Below are 26,957 nucleotides of genomic sequence, written 5' to 3'. Positions count from 1 at the left end.
ATAGAGACACGTCGTACAATTCGTTGGAATCTTCTATGGGGGGGCGGTTTCGTTGAAAATGGTCTTGCCGAAAGAACACGGCACGTGGATGATGTTCTTTCTCCCGTATGCGCTTGGCGCCGTTTTCTCCGGGCCGACGCTCGTCCACATTCCATTCCTAATCGGGTGGTTTTTTTTGTACTTGTCCGCGACGCCGTGGCTGAGCCAATTGCGCAACGCTAAGCTGCGGAAACAGATGCGCCCTTGGGCGTTGACTTACACTGCGATCGGTTTACTCTTTTGTGTTCCTGTTATGCTGTTTTACGTTGAACTCTTATGGCTCGGGTTCATCATCATGCTTTTATTTTGCGTAAACATCGTTTTTGTACTTCGCAAGCAGGAACGCCACTTGTTGAACGACTTGTGCGGCATCGCCATTTTCTCATTCGGTGCCCCGGCCGCTTTTGTCATCGGCACGGACGATCTCACATCGGATGCGATACTGCTGTGGGCAGTCGTCACCTTTTATTTTTCCGGTACAGCCTTTTACGTCAAATCGCTCATCCGCGAACGCAAAAACACGTCTTTCCACAAAACATCGCACATCTACCACGGTCTGATGCTGCTCGTGCCGTGGCTGTTCGGGCTCGGGACGCTCGCACTGGCATTTGTTCCCGGCACCCTCAAAGACTGGTTCACACCGCGGGATAAACACATCCGACCCCTCACGGTCGGAATTATCGAAATATGTAACGCCGTCGTCTTTTTCCTCTTGATACTGTGGGTTTCCCCTTTCTGAGGCGTTGAGGCAACCGAGGTGACAACCTGTCGTTCAAAAAAAAACCGCACCACCTCTTAACGTGATGCGGTTTTGGGCGATTTGCCCCTTACCGTTGATTTCACTATTCGTCCTTCAACTGTCTTAGTACGTCTAATACGGTATCATCTGGGATGTTCGGGAAAATGTCCACTTGCCCCCAGCCGGTCGGCAATACCATGACCAGTTTGCCCGATCGGTTTTTCTTGTCGTGGTACATGCGGGCCAAAATGTCCGTTTCCGCCAAATAAGGGGGAAGCGTCGTCGGCAAACCGTAGGCGCGAAGCAGCTCCTTCGTCGGGGTGACAATATCTTCTTTCACCGTCCCGAGACGCTCGCCGATCATCGCTTCGCCGACCATCCCGATGGCAATCGATTCACCGTGAGTCAATCGCCCGAAGTCAGCCAGTGCCTCAACGGCATGTCCAATCGTGTGTCCGTAGTTTAACACTGCCCGCAGCCCGTGTTCTTTCTCGTCGCGGGACACAACTTCGGCTTTAATGCGGCACCCTTTCAAAATGGCCCGGTCAATGTACGGCGACTCGAGCCCTACCAACTGGTCGCGCTTCTCCTCAAGCAACTCCAACAGTGTAACGTCTCGAATAAGGCCGTGTTTAATGACTTCTGCAAATCCAGATGTGAGTTCCCTTTTTGGAAGGGTCGCCAATGTCGTCGTATCGTAAATGACGCCGACGGGTTGGTGGAACGCGCCGATGACGTTTTTGGCCAGGGGGTGATTGACGGCCACTTTCCCTCCTACGCTGCTGTCGTGGGCGAGAAGGGTCGTCGGCAACTGGACAAAACGAACACCGCGCATGTAACTGGCCGAGAGGAAACCGGCCAAATCCCCGATCATCCCCCCGCCTAATGCCAGGACGACCCCGTTGCGGTCGAGGCCAAAGTGAAGGGCGTCTGTCACGAGGTGTTCCAGTACATGGAGCGACTTGGACGTATCGCCGGGAGGGACGACGGACTTTCCAACTTTATATCCGGCATCTTTCAGAAACTGTTGCACGTCACTGCCGTATCGCTGATTGACGTGTTCATCGGTGACGATGAACAGCGGATGGTCGGGTGCAATGTCGCATTCAGCGAGGAGCAACGGAAGACGTCTGAGCAAACCGGGACCGATGTGAATCGGGTACGAACGTTCTCCAAGTTCGACGTACAGTGTCTCCATCGCTAAAATTCCTTCGCGTACCGCCGGTAAGCGGCCAAATCGTCTAGCAAGTCTGTCAACGTGTCTCGGCTGAATTTGTCGCAGAGGACACACGCAATTTCCCAGGAGACAACCCCTTCGACGACGACGCTGGCAGCCGGGACGGCACAGTTGTCCGAACGCTCGATGCTGGCGTCAAATGTTTCTTTGCTGTCGATGTCCACACTTTTGAGCGGTTTGTACAATGTCGGGATCGGCTTCATCACGCCGCGGACAACGATGGGGGCACCTGAAGTCATCCCGCCTTCAAAGCCGCCGAGGCGATTCGTTTTACGGTAATAGCCCCGGTCTTCAGACCACGCAATTTCGTCGTGCACTTGAGATCCCATTTTTTCCCCGGCTTCAAAACCGATCCCGAATTCGACCCCTTTAAACGCCTGGACGCTGATGACAGCCCGCGCTAGCCGCGCGTCCAGCTTGCGGTCCCAGTGAACGTGACTCCCCAGTCCGACGGGCACGCCCTCCGCAATCACTTCGACTACGCCGCCGACGGAATCCCCTTCTGCTTTCGCTTTGTCGATAACCTCTATCATTTTGGCTTCCAGCTCTTTGTCAATGCAGCGGACCGGTGAAGCCTCCGATCGCTGACGCAGCTCTTCTAGCGGGATGTCGGGTGTCGGGACGGTCCCGGCTGAACCGATGCGGACGACGTGGCCGGCGATATCAATGCCGCAGTGGTGCAGCAGCTGCCGGGCGACGGCACCGACCGCCACGCGGGCCGCCGTCTCTCTCGCGCTTGAGCGCTCCAAAACGTTTCGCATGTCACGGTGATCGTACTTAATCGCCCCGTTCAAATCGGCGTGTCCCGGCCGCGGCCGGGATACGCGGCGTTTGTCTTTATTGTCCACGTTATCTTCGACACTCATCACGTCTTTCCAGCGTTTCCAGTCCTTATTCTCTATCACAAGGGTAATGGGGGCGCCTGTCGTCTTCCCGAACCGTATGCCGGAATAGACGTGTACCTCGTCTTTCTCGATGTTCATGCGGTTGCCGCGCCCGTATCCCTTTTGGCGCCTTGCCAACTGTTCGTTGATGGCGTCGATGGAAATGGGCACATTGCTCGGCATGCCCTCAATGATGACTGTCAGCTGCGGGCCGTGAGATTCCCCTGCTGTCAAATAACGCATGATCGCCTTCCTCTCCGCACTAGATGTGCTGTTTATGTGCCCATTATAGTACAGCCCCTTTTCATTGACAAATGGCCATCTACACAAGTTACGACGAGACGCGCTGATACATAAAAGGGGCGAGGGGTGCTAACCCGTAGTCCGCCGGCCTGAGGATTTGTTCTGTGCTGCCCACAAACAACACCCCTCCCGGGACGAGACTGTCGGAGAACGCGCGGTATATGCGCGTTTTCGCTTCGTCGGTAAAGTAAATCATCACGTTGCGGCAGACGATGAGGTGACACCCTTCTGGATACGCATCCTGCAGCAAATCGTGCTGAAAAAACCGGATTCCGCGCTTTAATTCCGCCTTCACACGAAAACGGTTATCCTCCAAAGGGATAAAGTACTGTTCCCGAAAATGGCGGGGCACGTGCCGCACCGCCTGGGGACCGTACTCGCCTGTTTTCGCCCGTTCCAACACAGACCTGTCAATATCCGTGGCCAACAGTTCGAATGGGATGCCCATCTCCTTTAAGATCATCGCCAACGTGTACGGCTCTTCCCCGGTGGAACAGGCAGCACTCCAGCACTTGAGATGGGCGCGGTTCGACGCGAGCACCGGGAGCACTTCTTTTTGCAAGGATTGCCACCGTTCAGAATTGCGAAAAAACTCTGAAACTTTAATGGTAATCCGGTTCAAGAAACGTTCCAACAGCGTCGGATCTCGATTAAAAGCCTCTAACATGTCGTGAAAGCTGGCGTACTGTTCCCGGTCGCGGAACGATGTCAACCGGCGTTTCATTTGCGCTTCTTTGTAATCGGCGAGGTTGATGCCGGTTTTGCGGTAGACTTGTGCCACAAACTGCCCGTAATCGTCCATCATTGCTTCACCTGTATACGTTATCGACAGTTAAAGGCTGGACTTACACTTCAATAAAGACTATTTAAAAACCCCTCAATGCGGGGGTGTACTGTTTTCAGCAAATTCAAGGTCTAAGGCAAGCATTGTCCGGCCACACGTTGCGGAACAATCCGTTCCTAACGTGAATGTTCACCTTGTACGAGGCTCGAGGGAACACTTGAGATCGAACGCATGCTCCGTTTCCGGGATTGGCTGCGCTCCCATGGACGCCGACTGGAAAAGCGCGCTCGCTTTTACGAAACGGTGAGCCGCTGTGACGGCGATGAAGAAACCTCTACTGAACTTTCGGTTCAATAGAGGTTGTTGGTCGTCTGAATCCCGAGTGGGAGCAAGACCTTAGCTGATCCACTTGCTGATCGTTTGATCGTACGAGATGAGCTCGTCTTCAGCGAAGAACAGTTTGATCTCCCGTGCGGCACTTTCTTTGGAATCAGACCCGTGGACAATGTTCATCGCCACCGTCTGTCCGTAATCGCCGCGGATTGTTCCCGGAGCTGCGTCTGCCGGATTTGTCGCTCCCATCATCGTGCGGACAGCGGAAATGACGTTCTCCCCTTCCCACACCATAGCAAATACTGGCCCAGACGTGATAAAATCTACCAGTTCGCCAAAAAACGGCTTGTCCTTGTGTTCGCCGTAGTGTTTCTCCGCCAGCTCCTGTGAAATAGTGATAAACTTGCCGCCCACCAGCTTAAATCCTTTGCGCTCAAAGCGCGAGACGATGTCTCCGACGAGCCCACGCTGCACACCGTCAGGTTTAACCATTACAAACGTTCTCTCCACTTTGTGTTTCCTCCATTTTTGTCAGATCAAGTGTGAAGACAAAACATATGTTACCAAATTCGGGAAATTCTCGCAAACTGCACGTTTCATCAGTAAGAACGCTCTCCAATAAAGTGGGCAATTTGCTTCAGTGAATCCCGGTACTTGCCCAGGGGGAGCTCATTTAACGCGTGGATGGCTTTGCTTAAGTACGTATCCGCCAACGCTTGCGCAAATCGAATTCCTTCGCTGTTTCGGATCAGTCTGACCATGTCGTCGATGGGAACCGCTTCTCCTTCCGACTGCAGAAAGGCGTGAATCTGTCTTTTTTTCGTCTCTTCTTCACGGTTTAACGCGTACAGCACCGGCAACGTCACATTGCCCTGCCGCAAATCGCTTCCCGCCGGTTTACCGAGCTGTTTAGCCGTTCCGGTGAAGTCCAAAATGTCGTCTGTAATTTGAAACGCCATTCCTGCGTTGTAGCCGAAGTGGTAGAGGGCGCGAACGTGGCGCTCTGGCGCCCCGCTCACCATGCCGCCCAACTGGCAGCTGACCGCAATGAGCAAGGCTGTTTTGCGTTTGATGCGGCGCAAATAGCGGCGAAGATTTTGTTTCCAGTTGAAGAAGTCGCGAATCTGCTCAATTTCTCCTTTTACCATTTCCACAATGGCGTCTGAAAGCAGTTTGTGCACCTCGGGATCAGACAAGCGGGAGACGATGCTGAGCGAGCGGCCGAGAATGTAATCGCCGGTGTACATGGCGATTTTGTTGTCCCACTTCGATTTCACCGTCGGGTGACCGCGCCGCGTAGCAGCGTCGTCAATCACGTCGTCATGGACGAGCGTCGCCATGTGAATCAGTTCCAGTGGAACGGCGACGTATTTTAAGCGATCAATGGAGTAATCGCCAAATTTTCCCGCCAGCAGGACGAAAATCGGGCGAATGCGCTTGCCCCCGGCACGCAAAAGATGATGCGCCGCTTCGTTGAGCACAGGGTGATCCGTTTCGATGGCGGCCGACAGCTCCCGCTCCACGACCTGCATATCTTTTTTTAAGTCCTGACAGATGTGTGCAATGCCTGTAAGTTTCAACCGCAACCACCGTCTTCCTCTCTGCCTTCTTCCTGGTCCTTGATCCCGATGTGCAACGCCGCAATGCCTCCGGCGAGGGGGTATACCTTCACCCCGGTCAACCCACATTCGCGAAACAGTTCGGCGAGCTCGCGGTAATCCGGAAAGGTCACGAGCGATTCCGGCAGCCAGCGGTACTGTTCATACCGGTTGGCAAACACCTTCCCCAGGTAGGGAAGAATTTTCCGGAAATAAGCATAATACACTGCGCGAAACGGGGGCCACGTCGGCTTTGACAATTCGAGGGAGACGACTTGTCCGCCAGGGCGCACCACCCGTCTCATTTCACTGATCACGTGCTTAATGTCCGGGACATTGCGCAGACCGAACCCGATTGTCGCGTGGTCAAATGAATTGTCAGGGTAAGGGAGCTGCATCGCGTTTCCTTTCACGAGTGTGACTTGATCGTCGAGTCCGGCATTCACTACTTTTGTCTTCCCGAAGGCCAACATTCGGTCGCTGAAGTCTAGACCGATGACCTGTCCGCTGCCCGACGCCTGAGCTAGACTGATGGCCCAATCCGCCGTTCCACAGCAAACGTCAATGGCGTCATCCCCTGGTTGCACGTTCATTTTTTGCATCGCGAAACGGCGCCACGCTTTATGCCGGCGAAAACTGAGCAGCGTGTTCATGCGATCGTATTTCGGGGCAATACTTTCGAACACTTGATGGACGAACTGTTCTTTAGACGCGTGATCCGGTTGTCTGTTCATGTCAGTAATCCTCCGCTGTCTTCCCCAATTGAGTAGTGCCTGGAAACGACACGTCAATCAAGTGTTCCAATTCCCGTTTTATCTCCAGTGTGCTCCATTCCTGTACTAATGACCGGGAGTGGGCAATCAACTGCATGGCCCTCTGTTTCAATTGGGACACCACACTTGGCTGCCAATGAACAGGTACCGTGTCGTTCGAATCGGACAACAGCTTCTCAGCGGTCAGCAAATTGGATACCACGCTCTCCCACTTCGTTCCCTCGTGCTTCCTTTCGTACTGAAACCACGCTTTTATGAGCGCTGTGCCAATCTTTTCCATTTCCTGAACGTACAGCGCAACCGTCAGTTCATTGTTTTGAAACAAGTCGTACAAGTTTGTTCTCGCCTGATTTATGACGCTGACGGCATCTGACAAAAACCGTATGATGCGCGTGTCTCCACGATACGCCAAGATCTGATAAAATCTTCCGCTGTACAAATCACCCGCCAACACTTGGAACTGCTGATACCTGTCATGAACGGAGCTAGACGGCGTTTCACTGCCGGAAGGCACTTCATTGTGAACGTTTAACCCCATTTGTATGAGAACAGTGCTGATACAGTAATCCCGTATGGCGTCAAACGGGGTGTACTGCTCTTTAAAGTATAAATATTGCAAGGCTAACGCCAGGCGTGGGATGGGCAGCTTTCCGATAACGTTCACCACTAATGGATCGCTTGTCTCGTCTTGGACGGTGCGAAGTATTGTTTGGAATTCCTGCTGGTACGTTTTACTTATAAATGCCATGAAGGTGCCTCCAACGTTTGAGAGGATGAATAATTCCTTGTACAGTATAACACAAACCTGTCACACCCAGCACGCTTTTCCTCAAATGACTTTAGTTTTGAAAGCGAAAATGAAAGTGCTCCTCTAAATAGTCTTCGGCTCTTGTACCTTGGGATTTCTCCCTCTCTGACAGCCGGTCGTCCACTTCCAGTTCTGCTAACAGGTTTCCTTGGCTATCGTACAAATGACAAATCAGATTTTCCACATTTGTCGTCGACTGAAACACATTTGAGGCAAAGCGGTACCACTCGTCCCCGACGTATCCTTTCTCCGGGTGCCCATTCGTCACAAATTCAACTTCCAGAGTAGACTGAGCTGCAATCCACTCGACATGGCGATAGTCGAACTTTTCTAACTTGTTCAGCGACAGTAAATCGACCAGTGATTCTTCTGTGAGGGCTGTCGGGTTGTCTGGTTGAAACACAGTCACGTCTCCGTCGTGTAACAGCTGGACGTTTGGCAAAAAAGATAGAACCACGGCAATGAGAACGGCAAACACGAAAGAATTGGCAAGCGACCGAAACATAGATAACCCCCTTTGTCCTATTGTATTGGGACAAAGGGCGCGTCATAACCATCGCGACTAATCAGATTGCACTTCACCGTGGGCCGTTTTGATCAACGCCTTCCCCCGAACTTTAATCGCAGACGTGTGCTCGGTAAACTGGGCGATCATCACTTCGCCCTTGTCCAGTTTTTCCGAGTGGTGAAAGCGCGTGTCTTTTCCTCGGGTCAACCCGATGACGTTTACTCCGTCTTCCTGCGCCCGAATAATGATAAAATCACCAGAATGGTATGGGTTCATGTTCATCCCCCGTTACATAGACAGTTGCCTCTACTGCTTACTATATCGCGACCGCTCTATTTGTCAATGTTTTCAACGTCAAAGCGAAACCCCTGTTTCTTCGTGAAACAGGGGTTTCCATGGTCGGGCTAGCCGGATTTGAACCGACGACCTCTTGCGCCCCATGCAAGCGCGCTACCAAGCTGCGCCATAGCCCGACGGCGTGACCATAGTTTACTGTAACGCACATCATGGGGAAAGTCAATATGCTCAGACGGTCTCGCAATTTTTCGACAAATACCGTCGGCCATGAAAAATAAGGCGAAAAATCTTATTTCCGTGAAAATAGATCAGCTGTTTATCAGGCTAAACACTTCAGCCCGGGCCGCCGCATCTTTGTTAAAAATGCCGCGAACGGCAGACGTGACAGTTTTGGCCCCCGGTTTTTTCACTCCGCGCATCGTCATGCACATGTGCTCTGCTTCCAAAACGACGACAACGCCGTACGGATTCAGCTTTTTCATAATCGTGTCCGCGACCGTTGACGTAATCCGCTCCTGCAACTGCGGGCGCCGCGAAACCGCCTCGACAGCCCTCGCCAGTTTACTCAGCCCGGTTACGCGGCCATCCCGTGGGATGTAAGCGACGTGGGCTTGACCGAAAAACGGGACGAGGTGATGCTCACACATGGAGAAAAACGGTATATCTTTCACGAGTACCAGTTCCTCGTGTTCTTCGTTAAACATGACGGAAAAATGTTCACCCGGATCTTCGTTCATCCCTGTAAACAGTTCCTCGTACATCCTAGCTACGCGTTTTGGTGTATCCACTAACCCTTCCCGATCGGGGTCTTCTCCTATTGCGTCCAGTATCATGCGCACGGCTGCTTCTATCTTTTCGTGATCCACTGCCAACGAACGTTCACCTCCACAAAATCTCCCAAGCACCATCATACCACAAGGCGTCGGTAAACAAAATAAAGGAGCCGACAGGCGGCTCCGTCTATTGTCCGTATTTATGTATTCACTTTTTACTGAACGAGCTCCTTCAGGGCTTTCCCTGGTTTAAAAGCCGGCACCTTGCTCGCAGCGATGTCGATCTCTTCCCCGGTTTGCGGATTGCGACCTTTGCGAGCGGCACGTTCGCGGACCTCGAAGTTGCCAAAGCCGATGAGCTGAACTTTTTCTCCAGCTTTCAGTGCTTCCGTAATCGCGTCGAAAACCGCATCGACGGCTTCTGAAGCGTCCTTTTTCGTCAAGTTACACGCTTCAGCCACTTTTGCAGTCAGCTCTGACTTGTTCATGAAGTCACCTCCATCCATAAGGCTTTGTTGCGCATTTGCGTCGCGCTTAGCTATCGGACACGCTAATCATAATATAGACCGTTTGAGGAATTCAAGTCTTTTTCACTTTTTTTGTCGAAAAAAGCAAATAAGCACTCCCTTTCGAGTGCTCTACGAGTCAAAATCTGACAGTTTTTTACAAAATGATGGCGATAAGGCCGCCGGACCCTTCGTTTATGATTCTCTCTAACGTTTCTTGTAACTTGTAACGGGCGTTTTCCGGCATCATGGACAGTTTGGCCTGGATACCTTCCCGCACGATCGAGTTCAATGACCGGCCGAATATGTCCGATTCCCATATTTTGAGCGGATCTGATTCAAAATCCCGCATTAAGAAGTTAACGAGCTCCTCGCTCTGGCGTTCACTTCCGATAATGGGGGCAAATTCTGAGTGAACGTCGACTTTGATCATGTGGATGGACGGCGCCGTCGCTTTGAGGCGTACGCCAAAACGGGAACCTTGACGTATCAGTTCCGGTTCGTCCAGCGTCATCTCTTCCAGCGTCGGGGCAGCAACGCCGTATCCAGTCGTTTTAACCATCCTTAGGGCTTCGCCGACTTTGTCGTACTCTTTCTTCGCCTTGCTGAAATCTTGCATAAGTTGCAACAAGTGGTCTTTCCCCTGTATTTCGACACCGACGATTTCAGTCAAAATCTGGTCGTACAGTTCGTCAGGGGCGTACAAATCAATTTCGGCGACTCCAAGCCCCATGTTCATGTCTGCCAAGGCGGCCCGTTCAATAAAATCGTAAGTATCGAAATTTTCTACGACGCGGTTCACGTCCCGCAAGCGCCGAATGTCTTTTACGGTATCCCGGACGGAGTCTTCAAAGTGATTTCGCAACCAATGGTCCTCATCCAACACCATCACCCAACTGGGGAGGTTGACATTCACTTCGTGAACCGGGAATTCGAACAACACTTCCTTCAACACGCCCAATATGTCGTGCTCATCCATCGTCGCCGCACTTAACGCCAACACAGGAATGTCGTACTTCTCCGCTAGCTCGCCTCTGAGCTCTTGCACTTCTGCACTGTAAGGCCTTGCCGAATTGACGACTAGGACGAAGGGCTTTCCGACTTCCTTCATCTCGGCAATGACCCGTTCTTCCATTTCTACGTAAGCCGAGCGTGGAATTTCAGCGATCGAGCCGTCTGTCGTGACGACAACACCTAGCGTGGAGTGTTCTTGGATCACTTTGCGCGTGCCGACTTCGGCCGCCTCTTGAAACGGAACGGGCTCATCGTACCAAGGGGTATTGATCATGCGCGGCCCGTTTTCGTCTTCGTACCCTTTGGCCCCTTCGATGGGGTATCCGACGCAGTCGACCATGCGTACATTCATATTCAACCCTTCTGCCACATGGATGTTGACAGCTTCATTCGGTACGAATTTCGGTTCGATCGTCGTAATCGTCTTTCCGGCACCGCTTTGGGGCAATTCATCTTGTGCCCGAACGCGGCTCGCCTCTTCTTCAATGTTCGGCAGCACCAACATTTCCATAAACCGCTTAATAAAAGTGGATTTTCCGGTGCGAACTGCCCCGACAACTCCCAGGTAAATATCGCCTCCTGTTCGTTCGGCAATATCTTTAAAGATATCGACTTTTTCCACGTAATCCCCTCCTCGATAATGAAACGCCGTACAGTACTCCTTGAGGTGCATGATGTAAGCCTATTCGTACGAGACCATTTGGACACTATAAATATATGAGGGGATTAAGCGGTTATGACGTTTCGCGAGAAAAATCTTCTCACAGTCCGACCGTTCCCGTCTTCAATACCGTTATGGGTTTTCTGCTGTAGGTTTAAACATGACGTTCCCGTCTTCATACACGTAAGGGAGGGAATGGGCCGGCGCGAACAGAGAGTCTTCCGTCAACAGATAACGAATGTCCGTTTCAGGGGGAGGGGGTGAATCCATCGTTTCGATCATGCGGATTAAATCCGACCGGTAATCGACGTACACTGTTCCGTCAGAGCTCATGACGAGGGGGAGTTCCGTCTCAGGGTGGTACGGACTTTGAACAGTCACGTCAGCCTGTTCCAGCAGTTCAGCATTTAGCTCAAACACGCCGGGTTCGATTTCCATCCCCCGCGGATAACGGTCGTTCTCCACGGTGTACACATTTATTTCTTGCTGTATACCGCGCAGACGGTCCGTGACGCGCAAATCGAACAACTTCACGGTCGGATCTTCCTCGACGTCAATTAAGACGTACATGTAGGGCCCGCCTTTTTCAAAGGAGCTCGGAGGCGCATCGCCGATGTACGCCGGAACCAGTCTCCCGAAGTCGACGGGATACTTTTGATAAACTGGGACATCGCCTTCTTCAGTCTTAATCGGGAGGACCCTGTGCTCTTTTTGATAGCGGTCCACTGCCTGTTGCACTTCGTTAACGTGCCTCGGCAATGCTTCCATTCCTCCGCTCAACCTGTCTTGAGGATAGAGACATCCGGAGAGGAGCCACACACATAACATCGTCACTGTACAGATTGAGAACGGCTTACCCATCACCGATCCCCCCTTCTTAACCTAGTCGTTCACCCGTTCGACGCGAGAGGCCGATTAACGCCGACGCCCGCTTCCAAAAATCGAGGCTTAAGGCATTGCGTTCCTGCAGTTGCTGCCACAACAGTTCGTCAACTCCCCTTTGCCTCACCGTTTCCGCAATGGGGACGTAGCGGTCTTCGCGGCCGCGCAGCAAATTAAAAATAAGTTCGTGTTCTAAAGGCATGAGGGGGATGCGCTCCGTCCCGATCTCGACCGTTGGAGCGTATCGCCTGAGCAGTGCCCCCACTTCTACGTCATACCGCCCGTTCGCCGTACGGACGGTGAGGTTGGCGACGAGCTCCGTCTCTGTCAAATGTATGCGGTAACGCCCCAAATAACTTTCGTATCGCTCCGTCTGGCTGTACTGGACTGGCTCGATGCACCAATCGAGCAAAAAAGGCTCGATTTGATCGAGGTACCGGCAATCCGTGTAAACGTCCAAATCGTTTGGCTTGCGGTCCAGTCCCACTTTCTGCAACAGGCAGCTCGTGCTTCCTCCCACCAGCCAAGGAATGTCCAGTTGATTCAGCCTTTCACACAAAGAGACTAACGGCCTGTACACTTCCGTCAAATGATTTCCCATCGTCGTTCCGAGCCCACTTTCCGCCAGTCGTTATTTCCTACGTCAACGCGCGAAGTGCGAATAAAAATGCCGGAAACAACATAGAGAACGCCAGAAATGACAGGGTAAAGCGCAAGAACCCGCGTTTTCTCTTGCGTGCCAGCATCAGTATGAAATTTGCCAAAACAAGCAGTCCGATGGCAATCATCGAATCTAACACGTCCATCACACTCCCAGGAGACATTATAACACAGGATGCAAACCTAAGGCATAACATGCTAGAAGAGCGTCTATACCATGAGGAGGGGGACGTGTGTGAATCAGATTAACCGTAAAAAAGTGTATGCAAAGAAGCCGGCCACCCCTGTTCCTTACAGACAGTACAAGACAAAAACGAGATCACACCAACGGAAGCACAGCACTCGACGTCCATCCACAGCTCAAGCCACCCCTGAGTCAATCTTGCGGTCACTCAGTTCCATCAATATTATGAGCATCTTAAACTCGTTCTACACGATACGCATGACAGTAAAGGACTTACGCGTCTCGTTAGAAAAGCTCGACAGTGCCATGGACTCTGCGTACCAAATGGTTGAAATAGCGCAAAGTTTGTTCAACAACCAGTCGTCCGGCAAGGGGCGTCCTCCCTTGAGGCTGCTGCCTCCTGACAACAGGGCGCCGAAAAGGAGGGACAAGAAGTCAGAACGGCGACAAAGTGACGATCAGCTTTCGGGATTGCTTGACAATGTGGACGTCGGACAGTTGATGACCTTGATGCAATCGCCCTTCGTACAAAACATTTTAAAACAGATTTTCCAAGGAGATGCGCTCAACAGCGGTTCTTCCACAAAAAAAGGGATGACGTCGTCATGACGCATCCCTCTTTTCACTTACCGTTGCCGCGACTTTCTCTCTCAGTGAGTGTGATTAGAAGAACTGCATCCCGCCTTGCACTGAAGTGAAACAATCGCGGACAATCGGTAAGCTGTACTACATCGTATGAACGACGCGAAGCAACCGCGACACGCTAACTAGCCCAATCCTACAGATAGCGTACGACGTCTTCCATTTCGTGTGTTTTGCCCCTGCCCATCAGGTCTTCGACCGCCTGTTGCGGTTGTTTACCGTTAAACAACACACGGTAAAGTTCCCGGGTGATGGGCATGTCCACGCCGTAGCGCTTCGACAAGTCATAAGCGGCTTTCGTCGTTTTCACGCCCTCCACGACCATCCCCATCTCATCGAGTACGTTTTCGAGGGGGTAACCTTGCCCCAACAAGTACCCGGCGCGCCAGTTTCGACTGTGTTGACTCGTACACGTAACCACGAGGTCCCCGACTCCGGCCAAACCGGCAAACGTCGTCGGCTTGGCGCCCATGGCGACACCTAGACGCCCGATTTCCGCCAATCCTCGCGTCAGCAGGGCAGCTTTGGCGTTATCACCAAAGCCGAGGCCATCGGACATTCCTGCGCCCAGCGCGATGATGTTTTTCAACGCACCACCGATTTCGACACCGATTAAATCGGGATTTGTGTAAACGCGGAAATACGAATTGATCAACATGTCTTGCGCCTTATCGCCCAAACGCGCATCCATTGACGACACGACGACCGTTGTAGGTTGCCGGCGCACGACCTCTTCAGCGTGACTCGGGCCAGACAGCGCGACGATTTGCCCTTCAGTATGTGTGGACAACGTTTCGCTCAACACTTGGGACATTCGTTTCAATGTTTCCGGTTCAAATCCTTTGGCAGCATGCACGACGAGTTGATGAGTATGTATGGCACAGGCTGCTTGTGTTGCAACTTTTCGCATCGCGTGTGAAGGAACGGCAAAGAGGACGGTTTCAGCCCCTTGAAGGGCATGCTCCATTTGCGCAGTCGGGGAGATGGCCTCTTCCAGCTCAACATCCGGTAAGTACTGCTGATTTCGGCGTGTCTCAGCCATCTCCCACACCTTTTCACGGTTCCTCGACCACAAGGACACGTTGTATCCGTTGTGCGCCAGCACTGTAGCCAGCGCTGTACCCCAACTGCCAGATCCTAATACAGCAACTTTGCGCTCCACTTCAACACTCCCCGCTTCTATTGTCATGTTGACGACGACGAGACGAACGTCCGTCAAGGGTGACGGTCACCCGGCAACCTGTTTGTCACTTCCCCCCTGTCGGACGCTGTCCGATTCGGTTTTCCGTTCCTTGAATAAGGCGTTGAATATTACTTCTGTGGCGAAAAACAGTCAGCAACGCGATGCCTGCACTAATCCATACGAAGGAAGGAGGTTCGTTTGCCAGCCAGACAGAAAAAGGCAAGCCGACGGCGAAAATGATGGAACCGAGGGACACGTACCGTGTGACAACGATGGAAAGGACAGCGATCACACCGACGATCAACGCGGGAAAAAACACCATCATCGCCGCTACTCCGATCGTCGCGGCCACCCCTTTCCCACCGCGGAATTGAAAAAAGACCGGCCAGTTGTGCCCGACGATGGCGGCGAATCCGCAAGCGAACATCACGGTCTCGTCCTGTGTCAATGCGTACCCCAGGCCGACTGCAATCATCGCTTTGGCAATGTCAAGCACAAACACGAGAAGTGCTGCCCATTTACCGACCACCCGCAACGTATTGGTCGCACCTGCATTTCCGCTCCCATGTTGCCTGATATCAATTCCGGCCCACTTTTTCGCCACTAAGTAGCTGGAACTGATCGAGCCGAGCAAATAAGCGCCAATTAAAGCGACCAAAACCATCACAACACCTCTCCTCATTACCCTTTCTCGTCGGCTTTATTCCGGATCACGAGCCTGATCGGACTCCCCACAAACCCAAAGGATTCACGCAGTTGGTTTTCGATGTACCTCTCGTAACTGAAGTGCATCAACTTGCGGTCGTTCACGAACAAAACGAAAGTCGGCGGTTTGACACTGACCTGCGTTATGTAGTTAATTCTCAGCTTCCGCCCCTTGTGCGACGGCGGCGGGTTAATGGCCACAGCATCCCGCAACACGTCGTTCAAGACAGAAGTCGGCACGCGCATCGCGTAGTTGTCCGCGACCCGATTGACAGTCGGAAGAATCGTTCCGATACGCCGCCTCGTCTTCGCTGAGACGAATAATATCGGGGCGTAATCCACAAAAGAGAAATGACTGCGGATCTGTTCTGTGAAGCGATGCGCCGTTTTATCGTCCTTTTCCACAACATCCCATTTATTGACGACGATAATCGTCCCGACGCCCGCCTCTTTCGCATAGCCGGCAATTTTTTTGTCTTGTTCTATAATGCCTTGTTTTCCATCCAGCACGACGAGCGAGACGTCAGAACGCTCGATCGCCCTCAGTGCCCGGAGCACACTGTATTTTTCAGTTTTTTCGTAAACTTTTCCGCGTTTGCGCATACCGGCCGTGTCAATAATCGCGTACCGCTCTCCGTCGGATTCAAACTCCGTGTCAATGGCGTCACGCGTCGTCCCAGCCACATCGCTGACAATGACGCGCTCCTCGCCCAAAATCGCGTTCACGAGAGACGATTTTCCTACGTTAGGGCGGCCAATGACCGAGATGCAGACGACGTCTTCCCCGTACGGCTCCTCTTCTTCTTCGCCAACATGTTTAACGATTGCATCCAGCAAATCTCCGGTTCCGATACCGTGGATGCTGGAAATGCCGAAGATGTCACTGAATCCCAAGCAGTAAAACTCGTACAAGTCATCCCGCCGCTTTGGATGATCCATCTTGTTCACACAGACGATGACCGGTTTCTTCGTTTTCCGCAACATACTGGCGATTTCGACATCATCGGGTGTGACGCCTGTTTCAATGTCGACGACAAACAGAATGACGTCCGCTTCGTCGATCGCCAGCTCGGCCTGCTCGCGCACAGAGATGGGGATGGATTCGCGGGCATCCAACTCCAAACCACCAGTGTCAATGATGTGGAAACGCCTGCCATTCCACTCGCCTTGACCGTAAATGCGGTCTCGCGTCACTCCCGGTTGGTCTTCTACAACGGCGACTCTCTCTCCGACAATCCGGTTAAAGAGCGTCGATTTTCCCACATTAGCTCGTCCGACTATTGCAACGACTGGAAAGCTCATCACACGTTCCTCTCTTTCAACCGACTGCCGTCTTAATCATATCGGGATTTGCGCCAACTGGCAATACGTCACGTTACCCGTGGCGGACAATAATCGCCAGACCCGGTTTCAAGGTATGCACCATTCCGTCTAAAATGTTTTCCAACAGCACCGCATACCTCTGTAATTCGTCCTCGTCTTTTACGACAAAAATGGGAGCGCCTCCCTCGACGTCTTCCCGGTTAACGGTCAGGACGGCCAAGACTGATTTTTCGATTGTCGTGCCCACCTTTCACACTCCCCAACTAAAATTCCTTTGGCAGCCGGACGGCGTTCTCCAAGACGGGAACGCGCTCCGCCACTTGGCGCGCAAGGTCGAGATCGCGAATTTGCGGGATGAGAAACACGCCGATGCGACCTGTTTCAAGATCCCGTTTGGCCAAGGGGGTTAAGGACGGAATTCCCGTGTCGCTAAAAATCCCGAGGACGCTCGACACATCGTGGAGAATGGCCTGCCTCTGTCCGACGTTCGACAAGGTGATGACAGATTCACGGCTCTTCGGCTCGATCATAAGCCCGATGCCGTACTTCAAAATAGCCTCGCGGCTATTCTTTAACCCAACGTTCATGATGACGATGTCGTCGACGTACAGCAGGTGGTCGTCATCAAAGTGCAACCGCCCTTCTCTGACGACCGCTATGTCGCGAATGTACTGCCCCGTCCTCAATCGCCACGATACGAGGACGAACAAAATGCCGGTCACGACGCCGACGGGCTCTGACACAATGATGGTCGCCAGGGATGTCATGAAAGCGACAAAAATGACGAGGTAGTTTCTTCCCTCGAACGACAATGCGATCCCTTCTATGTAGGTCGTCCCGCGCGGCACCATCTCAAACTGATCTAATTTGGACAGCGTTTCCCGCTCCATGTTGCGCACATCCCGGAACTGCTGGGCTGCGACACCTAGAAACGTGATCGCCGAAAAATCGGGTTCCAATAGAGCCGGTACCGCCACTGCCCCCAAACCGGCAGCAATGGCACCGAGGGCAATGTGGATCACTTTGCCGTGAGGGTGGGTTGGATATTGGCGATAATCGGTAATTAACATCATCAGGCGGGAGCTCAGCCCGAAAAACAGTCCGAAACTGACGGCCCAAATGTGACTATCCATTCGTCTCACCCGCTTTCTTGAGCAGGCGCCACCTTCCTCCGACGGATACCGGGGAAATGCTCTCCATGAGCGTCAAGCCGAAGAGACACACTGAGAGCAGATCGTACAACGCGAGATCCCCAAATGACAGCACGGCAAGTTCATGGGCGTGGCACAGCAAACTCAGTGTATAGCCAGACGTGACGCCGCCGGTAACTAAGACGACACGCCCCCAAAACCCTTTAAGGGACGAGCTGGCCAGTAAAAACAGTGCACCGGCCTGAAGCCAATCTGCCGGAAGAAACAACAGAGCTGGGTCGATGACGGCGACTTCACGAATGAAATAGCAAACTGCGGCCATCAAAACTGAAGCCGCAAACAACATGGGGCGCTGCTCTAGCTCGGTTTTTCTCCAACCGTAAACGGCTGTACCGAGTGCAAGTCCCCACGCCCCGCCCACATTCATCGTCTCTGCGACAGGGATCGCGATCCACCCGCTGAAAAAACACGTCGTGAGAAACACGATGAGCGCCCTGCGCTGGATGTCGTTTTTTTTGAGCAATGAGCTCCACCAGCCCGTAGACAACAACGTCATCGCGATAAAGTAAAGCGTGACAGATAAGAGGCCCGGATGCATCACCCACGCGTCCCCACCTTTTATCAACAGTGTACGGTGGTCTTAGTATGGGCAAAAAGAGAGGGTAGCATGAATTGTGGGAGCAGAGAGACGATAAAAAATAATCCGGTGACCCCATCGCGATCACCGGTGTTTGAAGTACCTCTACTTCAACTTGCGCAACTCGTCGCCGACAACGTCTCCCAGGGTTACGTTCATGCCGGGATCATCGTCGCTTTCTGCCACTTGCCTATCGCGTTGTGTCTGTTCCGGTTCAACTTCTTTCATACTTAAGCTGATTCGTTGTTCTTGCGGATTCATATCTAACACTTTGACCCGGACGTCTTCGCCTTCTTTTAAAACTTCATGCGGGGTCCCGATGTGCCGATGAGAAATTTGAGAGATGTGGACAAGACCCTCGACACCGGGATACACTTCCACAAATGCCCCAAACGAGACGAGTCGTTTAACAGTGCCCGTGATGACGTCCCCGACAGAAATTTCGTCTGAAACCTGATCCCACGGCCCTGGCTGCGTTTCTTTAATGCTGAGGCTGATGCGCTCTTGTTCCCGGTCAATCTTTAACACTTTCACCTTCACGCGGTCACCTTCATTGACGACATCCGACGGCTTTTCCACCCGGTGCCAAGCGAGTTCGGAAATGTGGACAAGCCCGTCAACTCCACCGATATCGACAAACGCACCGAAGTCCGTCAACCGCTGGACGGTCCCTTCCAACTCCTGTCCGACTTCCAGGCTTTCCAGTGTTTTTCGTTTTTCAGCCTCTGCTTCTTCATCCAGCACAGCTTTTTGCGATAAAATCAATTTGTTTTTCTGTTCATCCAACTCGATGATCTTCATCCGCAGCGTACGGCCTTTATAGTCAGAAAAATCTTCAACATAATAGCGCTCAACGAGGGAAGCGGGAATAAAACCGCGCACACCCAAATCGACGACGAGGCCACCTTTGACGACTTCGGCCACTTCCGCTTCCACGATGTCGTCGCGGTCCATTTTTTCCTTTAGTTCGGCCCAGGCGCGTTCAGCGTCTACTGCCCGCTTTGACAGCACCAGTTCGTCTTCGTCGTCGTTTATGCGGATAACTTTAAGCTCTATCTCATCTCCTTCTTTCAGCACGTCGGACACCGTTTCAACGTGAAGGCTGGACAATTCGGAAATTGGGACAATTCCGTCTGTCTTGTAGCCTACGTCGACGTAAGCTTGTTTATCCTCCACTTTTGTCACTTTGCCTTTGACGACGTCACCCCGCTGAAAATGTTTCACTTCATTCACTTCAGCGTTCATTTCCTCTACCATTCAGACAACCTCCTCAATTGACGGCCGGTTTTAACCGGCCAAAACACATCTATACCGGCAGTGCCGGGATTAATGAAAAAGGAAAGAGTATCCTTTTTCATTAAACACGCAGACATACATCTTTATTTTACCCTGCTGATATGAGAATACAACATATATTTACTCCAGAGGGCCTACTTTCGTTCGCGACAAATCCAAGATGTTTTCTACAACTTGTTCGATTGTCATGCCCGTCGTGTCGACCGTGACCGCATCTTTTGCCTTGCGCAAGGGAGAGACCGAGCGCTCACTGTCGATCTTATCCCGTGCAGCAATTTCGCGTTTTAGTCGCTCCAAATCCGTTTGGATCCCCTTCGCTCTCATCTCGTGCAATCGACGCTTTGCCCGTTCTTCGATGGATGCGGTCAACAGTACCTTCACTTCTGCCTCGGGCAGCACTTTTGTTCCGATATCACGCCCGTCCATTACGACACCTCCGGCGGCAGCCATCTTTTGTTGTTTCGCTACGAGCACATCGCGAACGGAAGGCAATTGGGCAACCGCCGATACGTGGGAGGTGACGGCCTCGGAACGAATCTCTTCTGTCACGTCTCGGCCATTGACGTAAATTTTTGTCCCCGAAGCCGTCGTTTCCAGTGAAAAGTCCATCTCTGCGGCGATTTCGGCGATGCGCTGTTCATCGTCCATCGGAATTTGCCGCCTTAACACTTCCCACGTGACGGCACGGTACATGGCCCCTGTATCTATGTACTGAAAATTTAAGCGTTTTGCCGTCAATCGCGCTACAGTGCTCTTGCCGGCCCCAGCCGGGCCGTCGATTGCAATGTTAAATTTTTGCATCGAGCCCTTCCCCTCATGTGTCTTTAAAACAATAAAAGCAGGCACCGCCTGCTCTCGGATAACGTGAAAACGTTATTCAATTCCAAAGTGCAACGCTTCGGTCAAGGAACGACAACTTTAGGCGGTTGGTCATTCAGTTTATCTCGCTCGTTTAATCCTACCACAAAGAAGGCGCTGTTGCAATGTTAACGCAGCCGGTGACGAAAAAAGAAAAGACCCAAAGGCCCACTTCCTCCTTTGGATCCCTTACGTTGCACTTTAAATACTGTCTAAGTTGACGTTCTTCAGTTTTTCCACTTTCTCTTCATCACCCGATTGGGCGTTAATAAAGATCCGGTACTGCGACTGTCCTAACGTCCCCAGCACTTCGTAGCACAATACCTCATCCCCGTTTTCGAGTGCAATGAGTGAAAGCCCAGTCTCTTCGACCTTCACGTTTGGATTGACGTGTGTTAAAGCCTCTTTTTCCGTCAACTTTGGCTTTTCCAGTTTCCGCTTTTTGTGATTCGCGACGTACTGGGAGGCTTCAAAGGCGGTGACGTCTCCGTCGTCGAGGGCGACTTTTACCGACAGGAGATCAGGATAGACCGTGACACCATCTTGTTGGTAAACTAAAGTGTACGACGCCTCATTGCCGTAATCGTCATATCCGATGGTCTGCAAGGATTCGTAACCGCGGCGTTTTAAAAAGGCTTCGGCTCGTTCTTGCCCCTCTTTCAGGGACAGTTTTCGTTCTTTCGCCTCTCGGTTGTCCAGCATCCATACGACGTGTCCGCCTTTTACCGTGACATCGGCGTTCAATTGTCGATTGTCACCGGGCCGGTCGACTCGTACGTTGTAAACGGGGAAATCTTTGTCCTGGCTTTTCGTGACGTCAATGCCCTTCGAACTTTTCATGCCGAGGAAGTCGGACACGACCTGCTTGGCCTTTTGGGCCGAAATCGGCTCCCCTTCAATGCTCTGCACATGTTCTTTTCTCCGTGCCACTGTGTCGTTGACACCCGGCCCCCAGTCGACTTCCGAATACTCTTCCGCCTTTTTGTCAACGGACCGCAACCCGTCTACGATCGTATTGTCCGTCTGTTTGTCTTCCGATGCGAGGGCCGTTTCCACGTCCATCCAACGCAAGTTATCGTGGATCACTTTCTTCTGAACCGTTTGAAGTTCTCGTTGCAATTTGTTGGATCGCTCGTACAGCGTTTTTAAAGTGTCGTACTCTTTTTCCGTCAAAGGTTCCTCGTTCAGATCGCGCACCGCGACGTGATAGGAAAACGACCCGATATCGGCCAAAAAGCTCTCCGTTTTGTTAAACGGCATGAGCGAAAGCGGGAGCTGCCCCACATCGTTTTGGGCCGAATACGCGAGGCGCCACACGTTTGTCAAACACGGCGCCAGTTGTTTCCTCGAATTGATAGCCAACGCCTTGCCCAGTTCGTCCTGCAACTGGTCCATGTGGAAGTTCAAATCGTGAAAAGCGCGTTGGTACTGGTTTTCCGCTTTAATTAAAATCGCGTTTTTTTCCTGATTCTCCTGGTAACCCCACACACCGGCGGCCACAAGGGCCACAAGGGCAAAAGGCAGTGTGATGGCAGCAATGCGTTTGTACATCCCACTCACTCCTTCTTTCAGACAATATGTCAACAAACCATCATGCCGGTAAATGCCCAACACGACACGACTGCTGGATACAGCACCCGTTAGGGTCATCTACCGTCTAGTTTGAGTGGATTGATGGCCGATTATGCAAAGCGAGAAAAAGAGCCGGAATTTCTTCCGACTCTTTTCGCACTAAAGGACGATTTTTTCTTCCTCAATGGTAAAGTCGTCTTCATTGTCACACAAGCAACGGCGAAAACCCGTTACGACCCGTCCGTTCTTCTTGCGGCCCTTTAACGTAAATTGCTCCCCACAGTGGTTGCAGTGGATCGTCACCCTAAAGCGTTCCTTGCCCAAACTGAACTTCCTTTCTTCCCTGTCTTTCCCCTCCTACCCATTATCGCCAATGTGGGGACATTTTATGTCCCTTTAGTGTGACAGTGTATTGGTTGGAGCGTACGGTGAGCGTTCGTGGGCGACTTTCACGCGGTTCAGTCCTGCCACCCACAACAGCAGCATAAACGGGATGGTGAACCACATCCACAACAAATCCGTATACAACAGGATAAAATCGAGGCTGCCGTGGGCAGCGACTGGAATGGCGACGGTTAAAAACAGAGACTTTCTCCGTTTGTTTCCCTTTCCGAAGCGGAATTTACTCAGGTAAAAACCCATGAACACGCCAAACAGGGCGTGCCCGGACACCGGAATAACAGCCCTTAGCCAAGCCAGTTCAATGCCGTTGATGATCAAGTACAAAATATTTTCGGCTGAGGCAAAGCCGAGACCGACAGAAACGGCGTAGACAATGCCGTCGTACGGTTCTTTAAACCCCGGGTATTTAAAAGCCAGATGATACAAAAAAAACAACTTGAGGGCCTCTTCTGTCAACGCAATCGTGATGTATGAATCAAAGATGAAAATATTCCCGATTCCTTCCCGAACCGCGTGTTGCAAGGCCATGGTGGGAAAAACTAACATCGCCCCGACGACAAACATTTTGAAGACGTGTCTCAACGGTTCCGGACGGTAGGAATCCCTTAAATAGAAGTAGCTGAGAAGTGCCAAACCCGGAGCCAGTCCCGATGCGATAAGCGCCAACATATGCCTTCTCCTTTGCGTTCAACCCATATATATCCTACCATGTAGCTGGAAACAAAAAAACCGTCAATTGAATGGAGGGACGTAGCGTGACAAAAGTCGCCGTCATCACGACCGGGGGAACGATTGCCATGAGCGAAGACAGACAGTCGGGCGGAGTAAAACCGAAAGATCCAGACGTGTTGACAAAATCCATTCCATATTTAAGCCAATACGCTGACGTGGAAATGGACGCCTTTTCCAATCTGCCCAGTCCTCACATCACCCCGGATGTCATGTTGAAGTTGAGTCAGCGGGTTCACACGTACTTGAATCGATCGGACATCAGCGGAATAGTGGTTACGCACGGAACGGACACAATGGAGGAAACGGCTTATTTTCTGGACCTCGTCTTGCATCCGACAAAACCTGTCGTTTTGACAGGGGCGATGCGCAGTTCCGACCAAATGGGCGCGGACGGACCGTTCAACTTGACGAGCGCCGTCAGAGTGGCCGCTTCGCCGCAAGCAACCGGGAAGGGGTTGTGGTCGTGTTCAACGGAGAAATTCACGCAGCGCGCTGGGTGACGAAGACTCACACGAGCAACCTCGCCGCTTTCCGCTCGCCGCACACCGGGCCGATTGGCTTTTTGACTCAACAGGACGTCGTCTTCACCCACTTGCCCCAGGGACACGAAACGATAGGGCCCATCGACCACCTGACAGCGAATGTCGCAATCGTCAAAGCGGCTTCTGGGACAGATGATTTGTTTGTGCACGCCGCCCTAGACGCGGGAGTGGACGGAATTGTACTGGAAGCCCTCGGGCAAGGCAACATTCCACCGCAGATGACGTCAGGTGTGAAACGCGCCTTAAAGCTCGAAGTGCCGGTTGTCATCGTTTCCCGCTGTCTCAGCGGGGTGGTGCAGGATGTTTATGGATACGAGGGGGGAGGCCAGCAGTTAAAAGAATGGGGGGTCCTCTTTACAGACGGCTTAAGCGCGCAAAAGGCGCGCATTAAATTAATGCTCGCCCTGTCCAAGACGCAGAACATCGGTGAACTGCGAAAACTGTTCGACTGATGCCGTTTGGGATTAAGACGCGTGCTCCCTTTTCGACGCCGCGTTTTCTGCAATCGCCTGGCCGTGGAACCGGCCGTTTTCGATAAAGATAGAATTGGCGTCGAAACCGGCTGCCAGCACACCGGCAATGAAAACACCCGGCACTTTGGTCTCCATCGTGTCGGGGTTGTGTTCCGGCACACCCGTTTCGGTATCAATGTGGACACCTAGTTTCTCCAACATCGTCGTGTCCGGTGTGTAACCGGTGAGGGCAAACACGACATCACACGGGAGTTGAAACTGCTTTCCGTTCTGGTCCACCACTACGGCATCTGGGGTAATTTCCGTCACGTTGGCATTCCAGTACATGCGAATGCGCCCCTTTTCAATGGCGCTTTCAATGACCGGTTTGACCCAGGCTTTCACACTCTTGGTGAACGCCGATCGGCGGTACACCATCGTCACGTCCACACCGGCTGTCTGCAATTCTAACGCGGCATCGACGGCAGAGTTTTTTCCGCCGATTACGACCGCTTTTTGCCCGAAGTACGGGTGGGCTTCTTTATAGTAGTGGTGGACGTTTGGCAAGTTTTCACCGGGGATGCCGAGCATGTTCGGGTTGTCGTAGTAGCCCGTCGCCACTACGATGCGACCGGCGGTATAGGAAGCTTGTCGCTGATCCCGTTTCACAGTGTGTACCGTGAACCCGTCTGGATGCCGCTCGATATCGGTGACGGTTTCGTATTGATGAACGTCGAGACCGTAATGGCTCACTACGGCTCGGTAGTACTTCAGCGCTTCGAGACGGGTCGGCTTTTCACCTTGTGTCGTAAACGGAAGCCCGCCGATTTCCAACAACTCCGGCGTGCTGAAAAACGTCATAAACGTCGGGAAGTGGAATATAGAGTTGACAACACACCCTTTATCGATGACGAGTGGATTAAATCCGCGTTTCTTTAATTCAACGGCGGAAGACAGACCGCATGGCCCCGCTCCAATCACGATAAAGTCTCTCGTCTGTTCCATCGTCATTTCACTCCATCTACCATTTGTAAAAACACCCTATTATCGAACGACAATAGGGTGTTTTTCGAGTTATACCCATCCGCGAAAACGGGCCGCTTCCGCCATTTTGCGGACCCCGACCATGTACGCGGCGAGCCGCATGTCAACTTTGCGACTATGTGCTGTATTATATACGTTGTTGAACGCTTTTACAATGACTTCCCGAAGTTTTTCTTGCACTTCTTGTTCAGACCAGTAATAGCCCTGGTTGTTTTGAACCCATTCAAAATACGACACTGTCACGCCGCCGACACTTGCCAAAACGTCGGGGACGAGCAAAATGCCCCTTTCGGTCAGAATTTTCGTCGCTTCCAACGTTGTCGGTCCGTTAGCCGCTTCTACAACAATTTCAGCTTTAATATTGTGTGCATTTTCTGACGTAATCTGATTTTGGATAGCGGCTGGGACTAATATATCGCAATCGAGTTCTAACATTTCCTTGTTCGTCAGCCTGTCCTTGAACAAGTTCGTAACCGTCCCGAAGGAATCGCGCCGGTCGAGTAAATAGTCAATGTCGAGCCCGTCTTTATCGTACAGCGCGCCGTAAACATCTGAAATGGCCACAATTTTGGCACCGGCGTCGTGCATGAATTTCGCCAAGTAGCTGCCCGCATTGCCAAACCCTTGAATGATGACCCGGGCGCCTTCAAGTTTGATCCCCTTCCGCTTGGCCGCCTCTTCAATGACGATGGTGACCCCTTTCGCCGTCGCCGATTCGCGGCCGTGGGAACCACCTAATACGAGGGGTTTCCCGGTAATAAATCCAGGTGAGTCGAATTCGCGAATGCGGCTGTACTCATCCAACATCCACGCCATAATTTGCGAATTCGTAAACACGTCCGGTGCAGGGATGTCTTTGTTTGGTCCGACGACTTGGCTGATGGCGCGAACGTACCCGCGGCTTAAAGCTTCAAGTTCGCGGAACGACATCTTCCGGGGCTCGCATACGATTCCCCCTTTTCCTCCTCCATAGGGAAGGTCGACGATGCCCGCCTTTAAACTCATCCAAATTGATAAAGCCTTCACTTCATCCATGGTCACGTCAGGATGAAAGCGAACGCCTCCTTTTGTCGGTCCGACTGCATCGTTGTGCTGGGCACGATACCCTGTAAACACTTTGACTTTACCGTCGTCCATGCGGACCGGTATGCGCACCGTCAACATGCGGACCGGTTCTTTCAGCAGTTCATACACTTCTTCTGGATAGCCGAGTTTATCCAGCGCCTCCTTGATCACCGTTTGAGTCGATTGCAATACATCCAAGCTGTCTTCTTTTTGTACTTCCCCGTCGGAAGCGGTTACGTCTTTATCCATTTCCCTAAAATGTTCACCTCTACCCAGTTGTCAGTGCTTCATGTCCTAGTATACACCGGAAACGCCGTTATGGGAAGGGCTAATCCAAAAAGCTTCAGCGAAATGTCAATAAGTGGTAAAA

At 52.1% G+C, this 26,957-nt stretch carries 30 protein-coding genes, 1 tRNA gene and 1 pseudogene; 4 read left to right on the top strand and 28 right to left on the bottom strand.

All coding sequences use genetic code 11. The features are described from left to right. Window positions 1-58 precede the first annotated feature (58 nt). Complete coding sequence (locus B0W44_RS13800) at window positions 59-778, top strand: YwiC-like family protein (protein ID WP_228441682.1); 720 nt, start codon at window positions 59-61, stop codon at window positions 776-778. A gap of 103 nt (window positions 779-881) precedes the next feature. Here B0W44_RS13800 and aroB read toward each other — a convergent pair whose 3' ends face one another. From aroB to B0W44_RS17850, 16 genes are all read right to left on the bottom strand, one after another. Beyond that, window positions 882-1,976: a 3-dehydroquinate synthase gene (aroB, locus tag B0W44_RS13795; protein ID WP_077720533.1), complete on the bottom strand. Its 1,095-nt coding sequence runs from the start codon at window positions 1,974-1,976 to the stop codon at window positions 882-884. Window positions 1,977-1,978: 2 nt separating this feature from the next. Further along, on the bottom strand, window positions 1,979-3,142 hold the full coding sequence (gene aroC / locus B0W44_RS13790; protein ID WP_077720532.1) for a chorismate synthase: 1,164 nt from the start codon (window positions 3,140-3,142) through the stop codon (window positions 1,979-1,981). 88 nt (window positions 3,143-3,230) lie between these two features. After that, window positions 3,231-4,004 (bottom strand): CheR family methyltransferase, encoded by a 774-nt coding sequence (locus tag B0W44_RS13785; RefSeq protein WP_077720531.1) that lies wholly within the window; start codon window positions 4,002-4,004, stop codon window positions 3,231-3,233. A gap of 378 nt (window positions 4,005-4,382) precedes the next feature. After that, complete coding sequence (gene ndk, locus B0W44_RS13780; RefSeq protein ID WP_077720530.1) at window positions 4,383-4,829, bottom strand: nucleoside-diphosphate kinase; 447 nt, start codon at window positions 4,827-4,829, stop codon at window positions 4,383-4,385. 89 nt (window positions 4,830-4,918) lie between these two features. Next, window positions 4,919-5,851 (bottom strand): heptaprenyl diphosphate synthase component II, encoded by a 933-nt coding sequence (gene hepT, locus B0W44_RS13775; protein WP_237087466.1) that lies wholly within the window; start codon window positions 5,849-5,851, stop codon window positions 4,919-4,921. A 44-nt stretch (window positions 5,852-5,895) separates the two neighbouring features. Then, window positions 5,896-6,651, bottom strand: coding sequence for a demethylmenaquinone methyltransferase (locus tag B0W44_RS13770; protein WP_077720528.1), 756 nt, complete (start codon window positions 6,649-6,651; stop codon window positions 5,896-5,898). Between the two features lies 1 nt (window position 6,652). Beyond that, entirely contained in the window at window positions 6,653-7,438 is a 786-nt protein-coding gene (locus B0W44_RS13765) for a heptaprenyl diphosphate synthase component 1 (protein ID WP_077720527.1), read from the bottom strand. Window positions 7,439-7,529: 91 nt separating this feature from the next. After that, complete coding sequence (locus B0W44_RS13760) at window positions 7,530-8,003, bottom strand: hypothetical protein (protein ID WP_077720526.1); 474 nt, start codon at window positions 8,001-8,003, stop codon at window positions 7,530-7,532. A gap of 57 nt (window positions 8,004-8,060) precedes the next feature. Continuing rightward, entirely contained in the window at window positions 8,061-8,282 is a 222-nt protein-coding gene (gene mtrB / locus B0W44_RS13755; RefSeq protein ID WP_077720525.1) for a trp RNA-binding attenuation protein MtrB, read from the bottom strand. Between the two features lie 120 nt (window positions 8,283-8,402). Next, window positions 8,403-8,479: transfer RNA gene (locus B0W44_RS13750), tRNA-Pro, on the bottom strand. A gap of 132 nt (window positions 8,480-8,611) precedes the next feature. Continuing rightward, the gene (folE, locus tag B0W44_RS13745) at window positions 8,612-9,175 is read right to left on the bottom strand and encodes a GTP cyclohydrolase I FolE (protein ID WP_228441170.1); all 564 of its coding nucleotides are present in this window, start codon (window positions 9,173-9,175) and stop codon (window positions 8,612-8,614) included. A 116-nt stretch (window positions 9,176-9,291) separates the two neighbouring features. Beyond that, window positions 9,292-9,564 carry an HU family DNA-binding protein gene (locus B0W44_RS13740; RefSeq protein ID WP_077720523.1) on the bottom strand — a complete coding sequence of 91 codons (273 nt, stop codon included), beginning with the start codon at window positions 9,562-9,564 and terminating at the stop codon, window positions 9,292-9,294. A gap of 175 nt (window positions 9,565-9,739) precedes the next feature. Continuing rightward, on the bottom strand, window positions 9,740-11,218 hold the full coding sequence (gene spoIVA, locus B0W44_RS13735) for a stage IV sporulation protein A (RefSeq protein WP_077720522.1): 1,479 nt from the start codon (window positions 11,216-11,218) through the stop codon (window positions 9,740-9,742). Between the two features lie 171 nt (window positions 11,219-11,389). Then, window positions 11,390-12,118, bottom strand: a complete 729-nt coding sequence (locus tag B0W44_RS13730) for a hypothetical protein (RefSeq protein ID WP_077720521.1) — start codon at window positions 12,116-12,118, stop codon at window positions 11,390-11,392. Window positions 12,119-12,134: 16 nt separating this feature from the next. Beyond that, window positions 12,135-12,740: a nucleotidyltransferase family protein gene (locus B0W44_RS13725; RefSeq protein ID WP_077720520.1), complete on the bottom strand. Its 606-nt coding sequence runs from the start codon at window positions 12,738-12,740 to the stop codon at window positions 12,135-12,137. 37 nt (window positions 12,741-12,777) lie between these two features. Continuing rightward, window positions 12,778-12,939 (bottom strand): DUF2768 family protein, encoded by a 162-nt coding sequence (locus B0W44_RS17850; RefSeq protein WP_169835585.1) that lies wholly within the window; start codon window positions 12,937-12,939, stop codon window positions 12,778-12,780. Window positions 12,940-13,208: 269 nt separating this feature from the next. On the opposite strand from B0W44_RS17850, the gene B0W44_RS13720 reads away from it, so the two are divergent. Next, a complete protein-coding gene (locus B0W44_RS13720) occupies window positions 13,209-13,592 on the top strand; it encodes a hypothetical protein (protein WP_169835584.1) in 384 nt (127 codons plus the stop codon). A gap of 169 nt (window positions 13,593-13,761) precedes the next feature. Here the strand turns inward: B0W44_RS13720 and B0W44_RS13715 are convergent, their stop codons facing one another. The 9 genes from B0W44_RS13715 to ypeB all read right to left on the bottom strand — a co-directional run bounded on the left by B0W44_RS13715 (window position 13,762) and on the right by ypeB (window position 22,329). After that, window positions 13,762-14,814 (bottom strand): NAD(P)H-dependent glycerol-3-phosphate dehydrogenase, encoded by a 1,053-nt coding sequence (locus tag B0W44_RS13715; protein WP_169835686.1) that lies wholly within the window; start codon window positions 14,812-14,814, stop codon window positions 13,762-13,764. A 58-nt stretch (window positions 14,815-14,872) separates the two neighbouring features. Continuing rightward, the gene (gene plsY / locus B0W44_RS13710) at window positions 14,873-15,472 is read right to left on the bottom strand and encodes a glycerol-3-phosphate 1-O-acyltransferase PlsY (protein WP_228441681.1); all 600 of its coding nucleotides are present in this window, start codon (window positions 15,470-15,472) and stop codon (window positions 14,873-14,875) included. Between the two features lie 17 nt (window positions 15,473-15,489). Then, on the bottom strand, window positions 15,490-16,815 hold the full coding sequence (gene der / locus B0W44_RS13705) for a ribosome biogenesis GTPase Der (protein WP_077720517.1): 1,326 nt from the start codon (window positions 16,813-16,815) through the stop codon (window positions 15,490-15,492). A gap of 73 nt (window positions 16,816-16,888) precedes the next feature. Further along, window positions 16,889-17,083 carry a capping complex subunit for YIEGIA gene (locus B0W44_RS13700; RefSeq protein WP_077720516.1) on the bottom strand — a complete coding sequence of 65 codons (195 nt, stop codon included), beginning with the start codon at window positions 17,081-17,083 and terminating at the stop codon, window positions 16,889-16,891. A 16-nt stretch (window positions 17,084-17,099) separates the two neighbouring features. After that, window positions 17,100-17,969 carry a YIEGIA family protein gene (locus tag B0W44_RS13695; RefSeq protein ID WP_077720515.1) on the bottom strand — a complete coding sequence of 290 codons (870 nt, stop codon included), beginning with the start codon at window positions 17,967-17,969 and terminating at the stop codon, window positions 17,100-17,102. After that, the gene (locus B0W44_RS13690; protein WP_418304102.1) at window positions 17,962-18,585 is read right to left on the bottom strand and encodes a YphA family membrane protein; all 624 of its coding nucleotides are present in this window, start codon (window positions 18,583-18,585) and stop codon (window positions 17,962-17,964) included. Before B0W44_RS13690 ends, B0W44_RS13695 begins: the two co-directional genes overlap by 8 nt. 144 nt (window positions 18,586-18,729) lie before the next feature. Then, window positions 18,730-19,881, bottom strand: a complete 1,152-nt coding sequence (gene rpsA, locus B0W44_RS13685; protein WP_077720513.1) for a 30S ribosomal protein S1 — start codon at window positions 19,879-19,881, stop codon at window positions 18,730-18,732. Between the two features lie 159 nt (window positions 19,882-20,040). Then, window positions 20,041-20,721: a (d)CMP kinase gene (gene cmk / locus B0W44_RS13680; RefSeq protein ID WP_077720512.1), complete on the bottom strand. Its 681-nt coding sequence runs from the start codon at window positions 20,719-20,721 to the stop codon at window positions 20,041-20,043. Window positions 20,722-20,979: 258 nt separating this feature from the next. Continuing rightward, window positions 20,980-22,329, bottom strand: a complete 1,350-nt coding sequence (ypeB, locus tag B0W44_RS13675; RefSeq protein ID WP_077720511.1) for a germination protein YpeB — start codon at window positions 22,327-22,329, stop codon at window positions 20,980-20,982. Window positions 22,330-22,452: 123 nt separating this feature from the next. On the opposite strand from ypeB, the gene B0W44_RS18225 reads away from it, so the two are divergent. Beyond that, window positions 22,453-22,614, top strand: a complete 162-nt coding sequence (locus B0W44_RS18225; protein WP_169835583.1) for a hypothetical protein — start codon at window positions 22,453-22,455, stop codon at window positions 22,612-22,614. A gap of 132 nt (window positions 22,615-22,746) precedes the next feature. Here B0W44_RS18225 and prsW read toward each other — a convergent pair whose 3' ends face one another. Next, window positions 22,747-23,421, bottom strand: a complete 675-nt coding sequence (gene prsW, locus B0W44_RS13670) for a glutamic-type intramembrane protease PrsW (RefSeq protein ID WP_077720510.1) — start codon at window positions 23,419-23,421, stop codon at window positions 22,747-22,749. A gap of 86 nt (window positions 23,422-23,507) precedes the next feature. Between prsW and B0W44_RS13665 the strand changes: the two are divergent. Further along, window positions 23,508-24,478, top strand: a pseudogene (locus B0W44_RS13665) (asparaginase). A 12-nt stretch (window positions 24,479-24,490) separates the two neighbouring features. Here the strand turns inward: B0W44_RS13665 and B0W44_RS13660 are convergent. Continuing rightward, window positions 24,491-25,483: a YpdA family putative bacillithiol disulfide reductase gene (locus tag B0W44_RS13660; RefSeq protein WP_077720509.1), complete on the bottom strand. Its 993-nt coding sequence runs from the start codon at window positions 25,481-25,483 to the stop codon at window positions 24,491-24,493. Window positions 25,484-25,552: 69 nt separating this feature from the next. Next, window positions 25,553-26,836 carry a Glu/Leu/Phe/Val family dehydrogenase gene (locus B0W44_RS13655; protein ID WP_077720508.1) on the bottom strand — a complete coding sequence of 428 codons (1,284 nt, stop codon included), beginning with the start codon at window positions 26,834-26,836 and terminating at the stop codon, window positions 25,553-25,555. Window positions 26,837-26,957: the final 121 nt, after the last annotated feature.

Source organism: Novibacillus thermophilus (genome assembly GCF_002005165.1).
In the GTDB taxonomy this organism is placed as follows: domain Bacteria; phylum Bacillota; class Bacilli; order Thermoactinomycetales; family Novibacillaceae; genus Novibacillus; species Novibacillus thermophilus.
Note: the sequence above shows the minus strand (reverse complement) of the source record. Positions and strands in the feature narration are given on the sequence as shown.

Excerpts from the sequence above, each read along its gene's own strand:
- aroC (WP_077720532.1), bottom strand. The coding sequence starts at position 3,142 with ATGCGTTATTTGACAGCAGGGGAATCTCACGGCCCGCAGCTGACAGTC.
- cmk (WP_077720512.1), bottom strand. The coding sequence starts at position 20,721 with ATGCAAAAATTTAACATTGCAATCGACGGCCCGGCTGGGGCCGGCAAG.
- ypeB (WP_077720511.1), bottom strand. The coding sequence starts at position 22,329 with ATGTACAAACGCATTGCTGCCATCACACTGCCTTTTGCCCTTGTGGCC.
- B0W44_RS13770 (WP_077720528.1), bottom strand. The coding sequence starts at position 6,651 with ATGAACAGACAACCGGATCACGCGTCTAAAGAACAGTTCGTCCATCAA.
- B0W44_RS13695 (WP_077720515.1), bottom strand. The coding sequence starts at position 17,969 with ATGGATAGTCACATTTGGGCCGTCAGTTTCGGACTGTTTTTCGGGCTG.
- B0W44_RS13740 (WP_077720523.1), bottom strand. The coding sequence starts at position 9,564 with ATGAACAAGTCAGAGCTGACTGCAAAAGTGGCTGAAGCGTGTAACTTG.
- hepT (WP_237087466.1), bottom strand. The coding sequence starts at position 5,851 with ATGCAGGTCGTGGAGCGGGAGCTGTCGGCCGCCATCGAAACGGATCAC.
- der (WP_077720517.1), bottom strand. The coding sequence starts at position 16,815 with ATGAGCTTTCCAGTCGTTGCAATAGTCGGACGAGCTAATGTGGGAAAA.
- B0W44_RS13760 (WP_077720526.1), bottom strand. The coding sequence starts at position 8,003 with ATGTTTCGGTCGCTTGCCAATTCTTTCGTGTTTGCCGTTCTCATTGCC.
- plsY (WP_228441681.1), bottom strand. The coding sequence starts at position 15,472 with ATGGTTTTGGTCGCTTTAATTGGCGCTTATTTGCTCGGCTCGATCAGT.
- B0W44_RS13660 (WP_077720509.1), bottom strand. The coding sequence starts at position 25,483 with ATGGAACAGACGAGAGACTTTATCGTGATTGGAGCGGGGCCATGCGGT.
- B0W44_RS13785 (WP_077720531.1), bottom strand. The coding sequence starts at position 4,004 with ATGGACGATTACGGGCAGTTTGTGGCACAAGTCTACCGCAAAACCGGC.
- B0W44_RS13800 (WP_228441682.1), top strand. The coding sequence starts at position 59 with ATGGTCTTGCCGAAAGAACACGGCACGTGGATGATGTTCTTTCTCCCG.
- B0W44_RS13725 (WP_077720520.1), bottom strand. The coding sequence starts at position 12,740 with ATGGGAAATCATTTGACGGAAGTGTACAGGCCGTTAGTCTCTTTGTGT.
- mtrB (WP_077720525.1), bottom strand. The coding sequence starts at position 8,282 with ATGAACCCATACCATTCTGGTGATTTTATCATTATTCGGGCGCAGGAA.
- B0W44_RS13655 (WP_077720508.1), bottom strand. The coding sequence starts at position 26,836 with ATGGATAAAGACGTAACCGCTTCCGACGGGGAAGTACAAAAAGAAGAC.
- B0W44_RS18225 (WP_169835583.1), top strand. The coding sequence starts at position 22,453 with ATGGCCGATTATGCAAAGCGAGAAAAAGAGCCGGAATTTCTTCCGACT.
- B0W44_RS13720 (WP_169835584.1), top strand. The coding sequence starts at position 13,209 with ATGAGCATCTTAAACTCGTTCTACACGATACGCATGACAGTAAAGGAC.
- rpsA (WP_077720513.1), bottom strand. The coding sequence starts at position 19,881 with ATGGTAGAGGAAATGAACGCTGAAGTGAATGAAGTGAAACATTTTCAG.
- B0W44_RS13690 (WP_418304102.1), bottom strand. The coding sequence starts at position 18,585 with ATGCATCCGGGCCTCTTATCTGTCACGCTTTACTTTATCGCGATGACG.
- B0W44_RS13715 (WP_169835686.1), bottom strand. The coding sequence starts at position 14,814 with ATGACAATAGAAGCGGGGAGTGTTGAAGTGGAGCGCAAAGTTGCTGTA.
- prsW (WP_077720510.1), bottom strand. The coding sequence starts at position 23,421 with ATGTTGGCGCTTATCGCATCGGGACTGGCTCCGGGTTTGGCACTTCTC.
- B0W44_RS13730 (WP_077720521.1), bottom strand. The coding sequence starts at position 12,118 with ATGGGTAAGCCGTTCTCAATCTGTACAGTGACGATGTTATGTGTGTGG.
- B0W44_RS13765 (WP_077720527.1), bottom strand. The coding sequence starts at position 7,438 with ATGGCATTTATAAGTAAAACGTACCAGCAGGAATTCCAAACAATACTT.
- aroB (WP_077720533.1), bottom strand. The coding sequence starts at position 1,976 with ATGGAGACACTGTACGTCGAACTTGGAGAACGTTCGTACCCGATTCAC.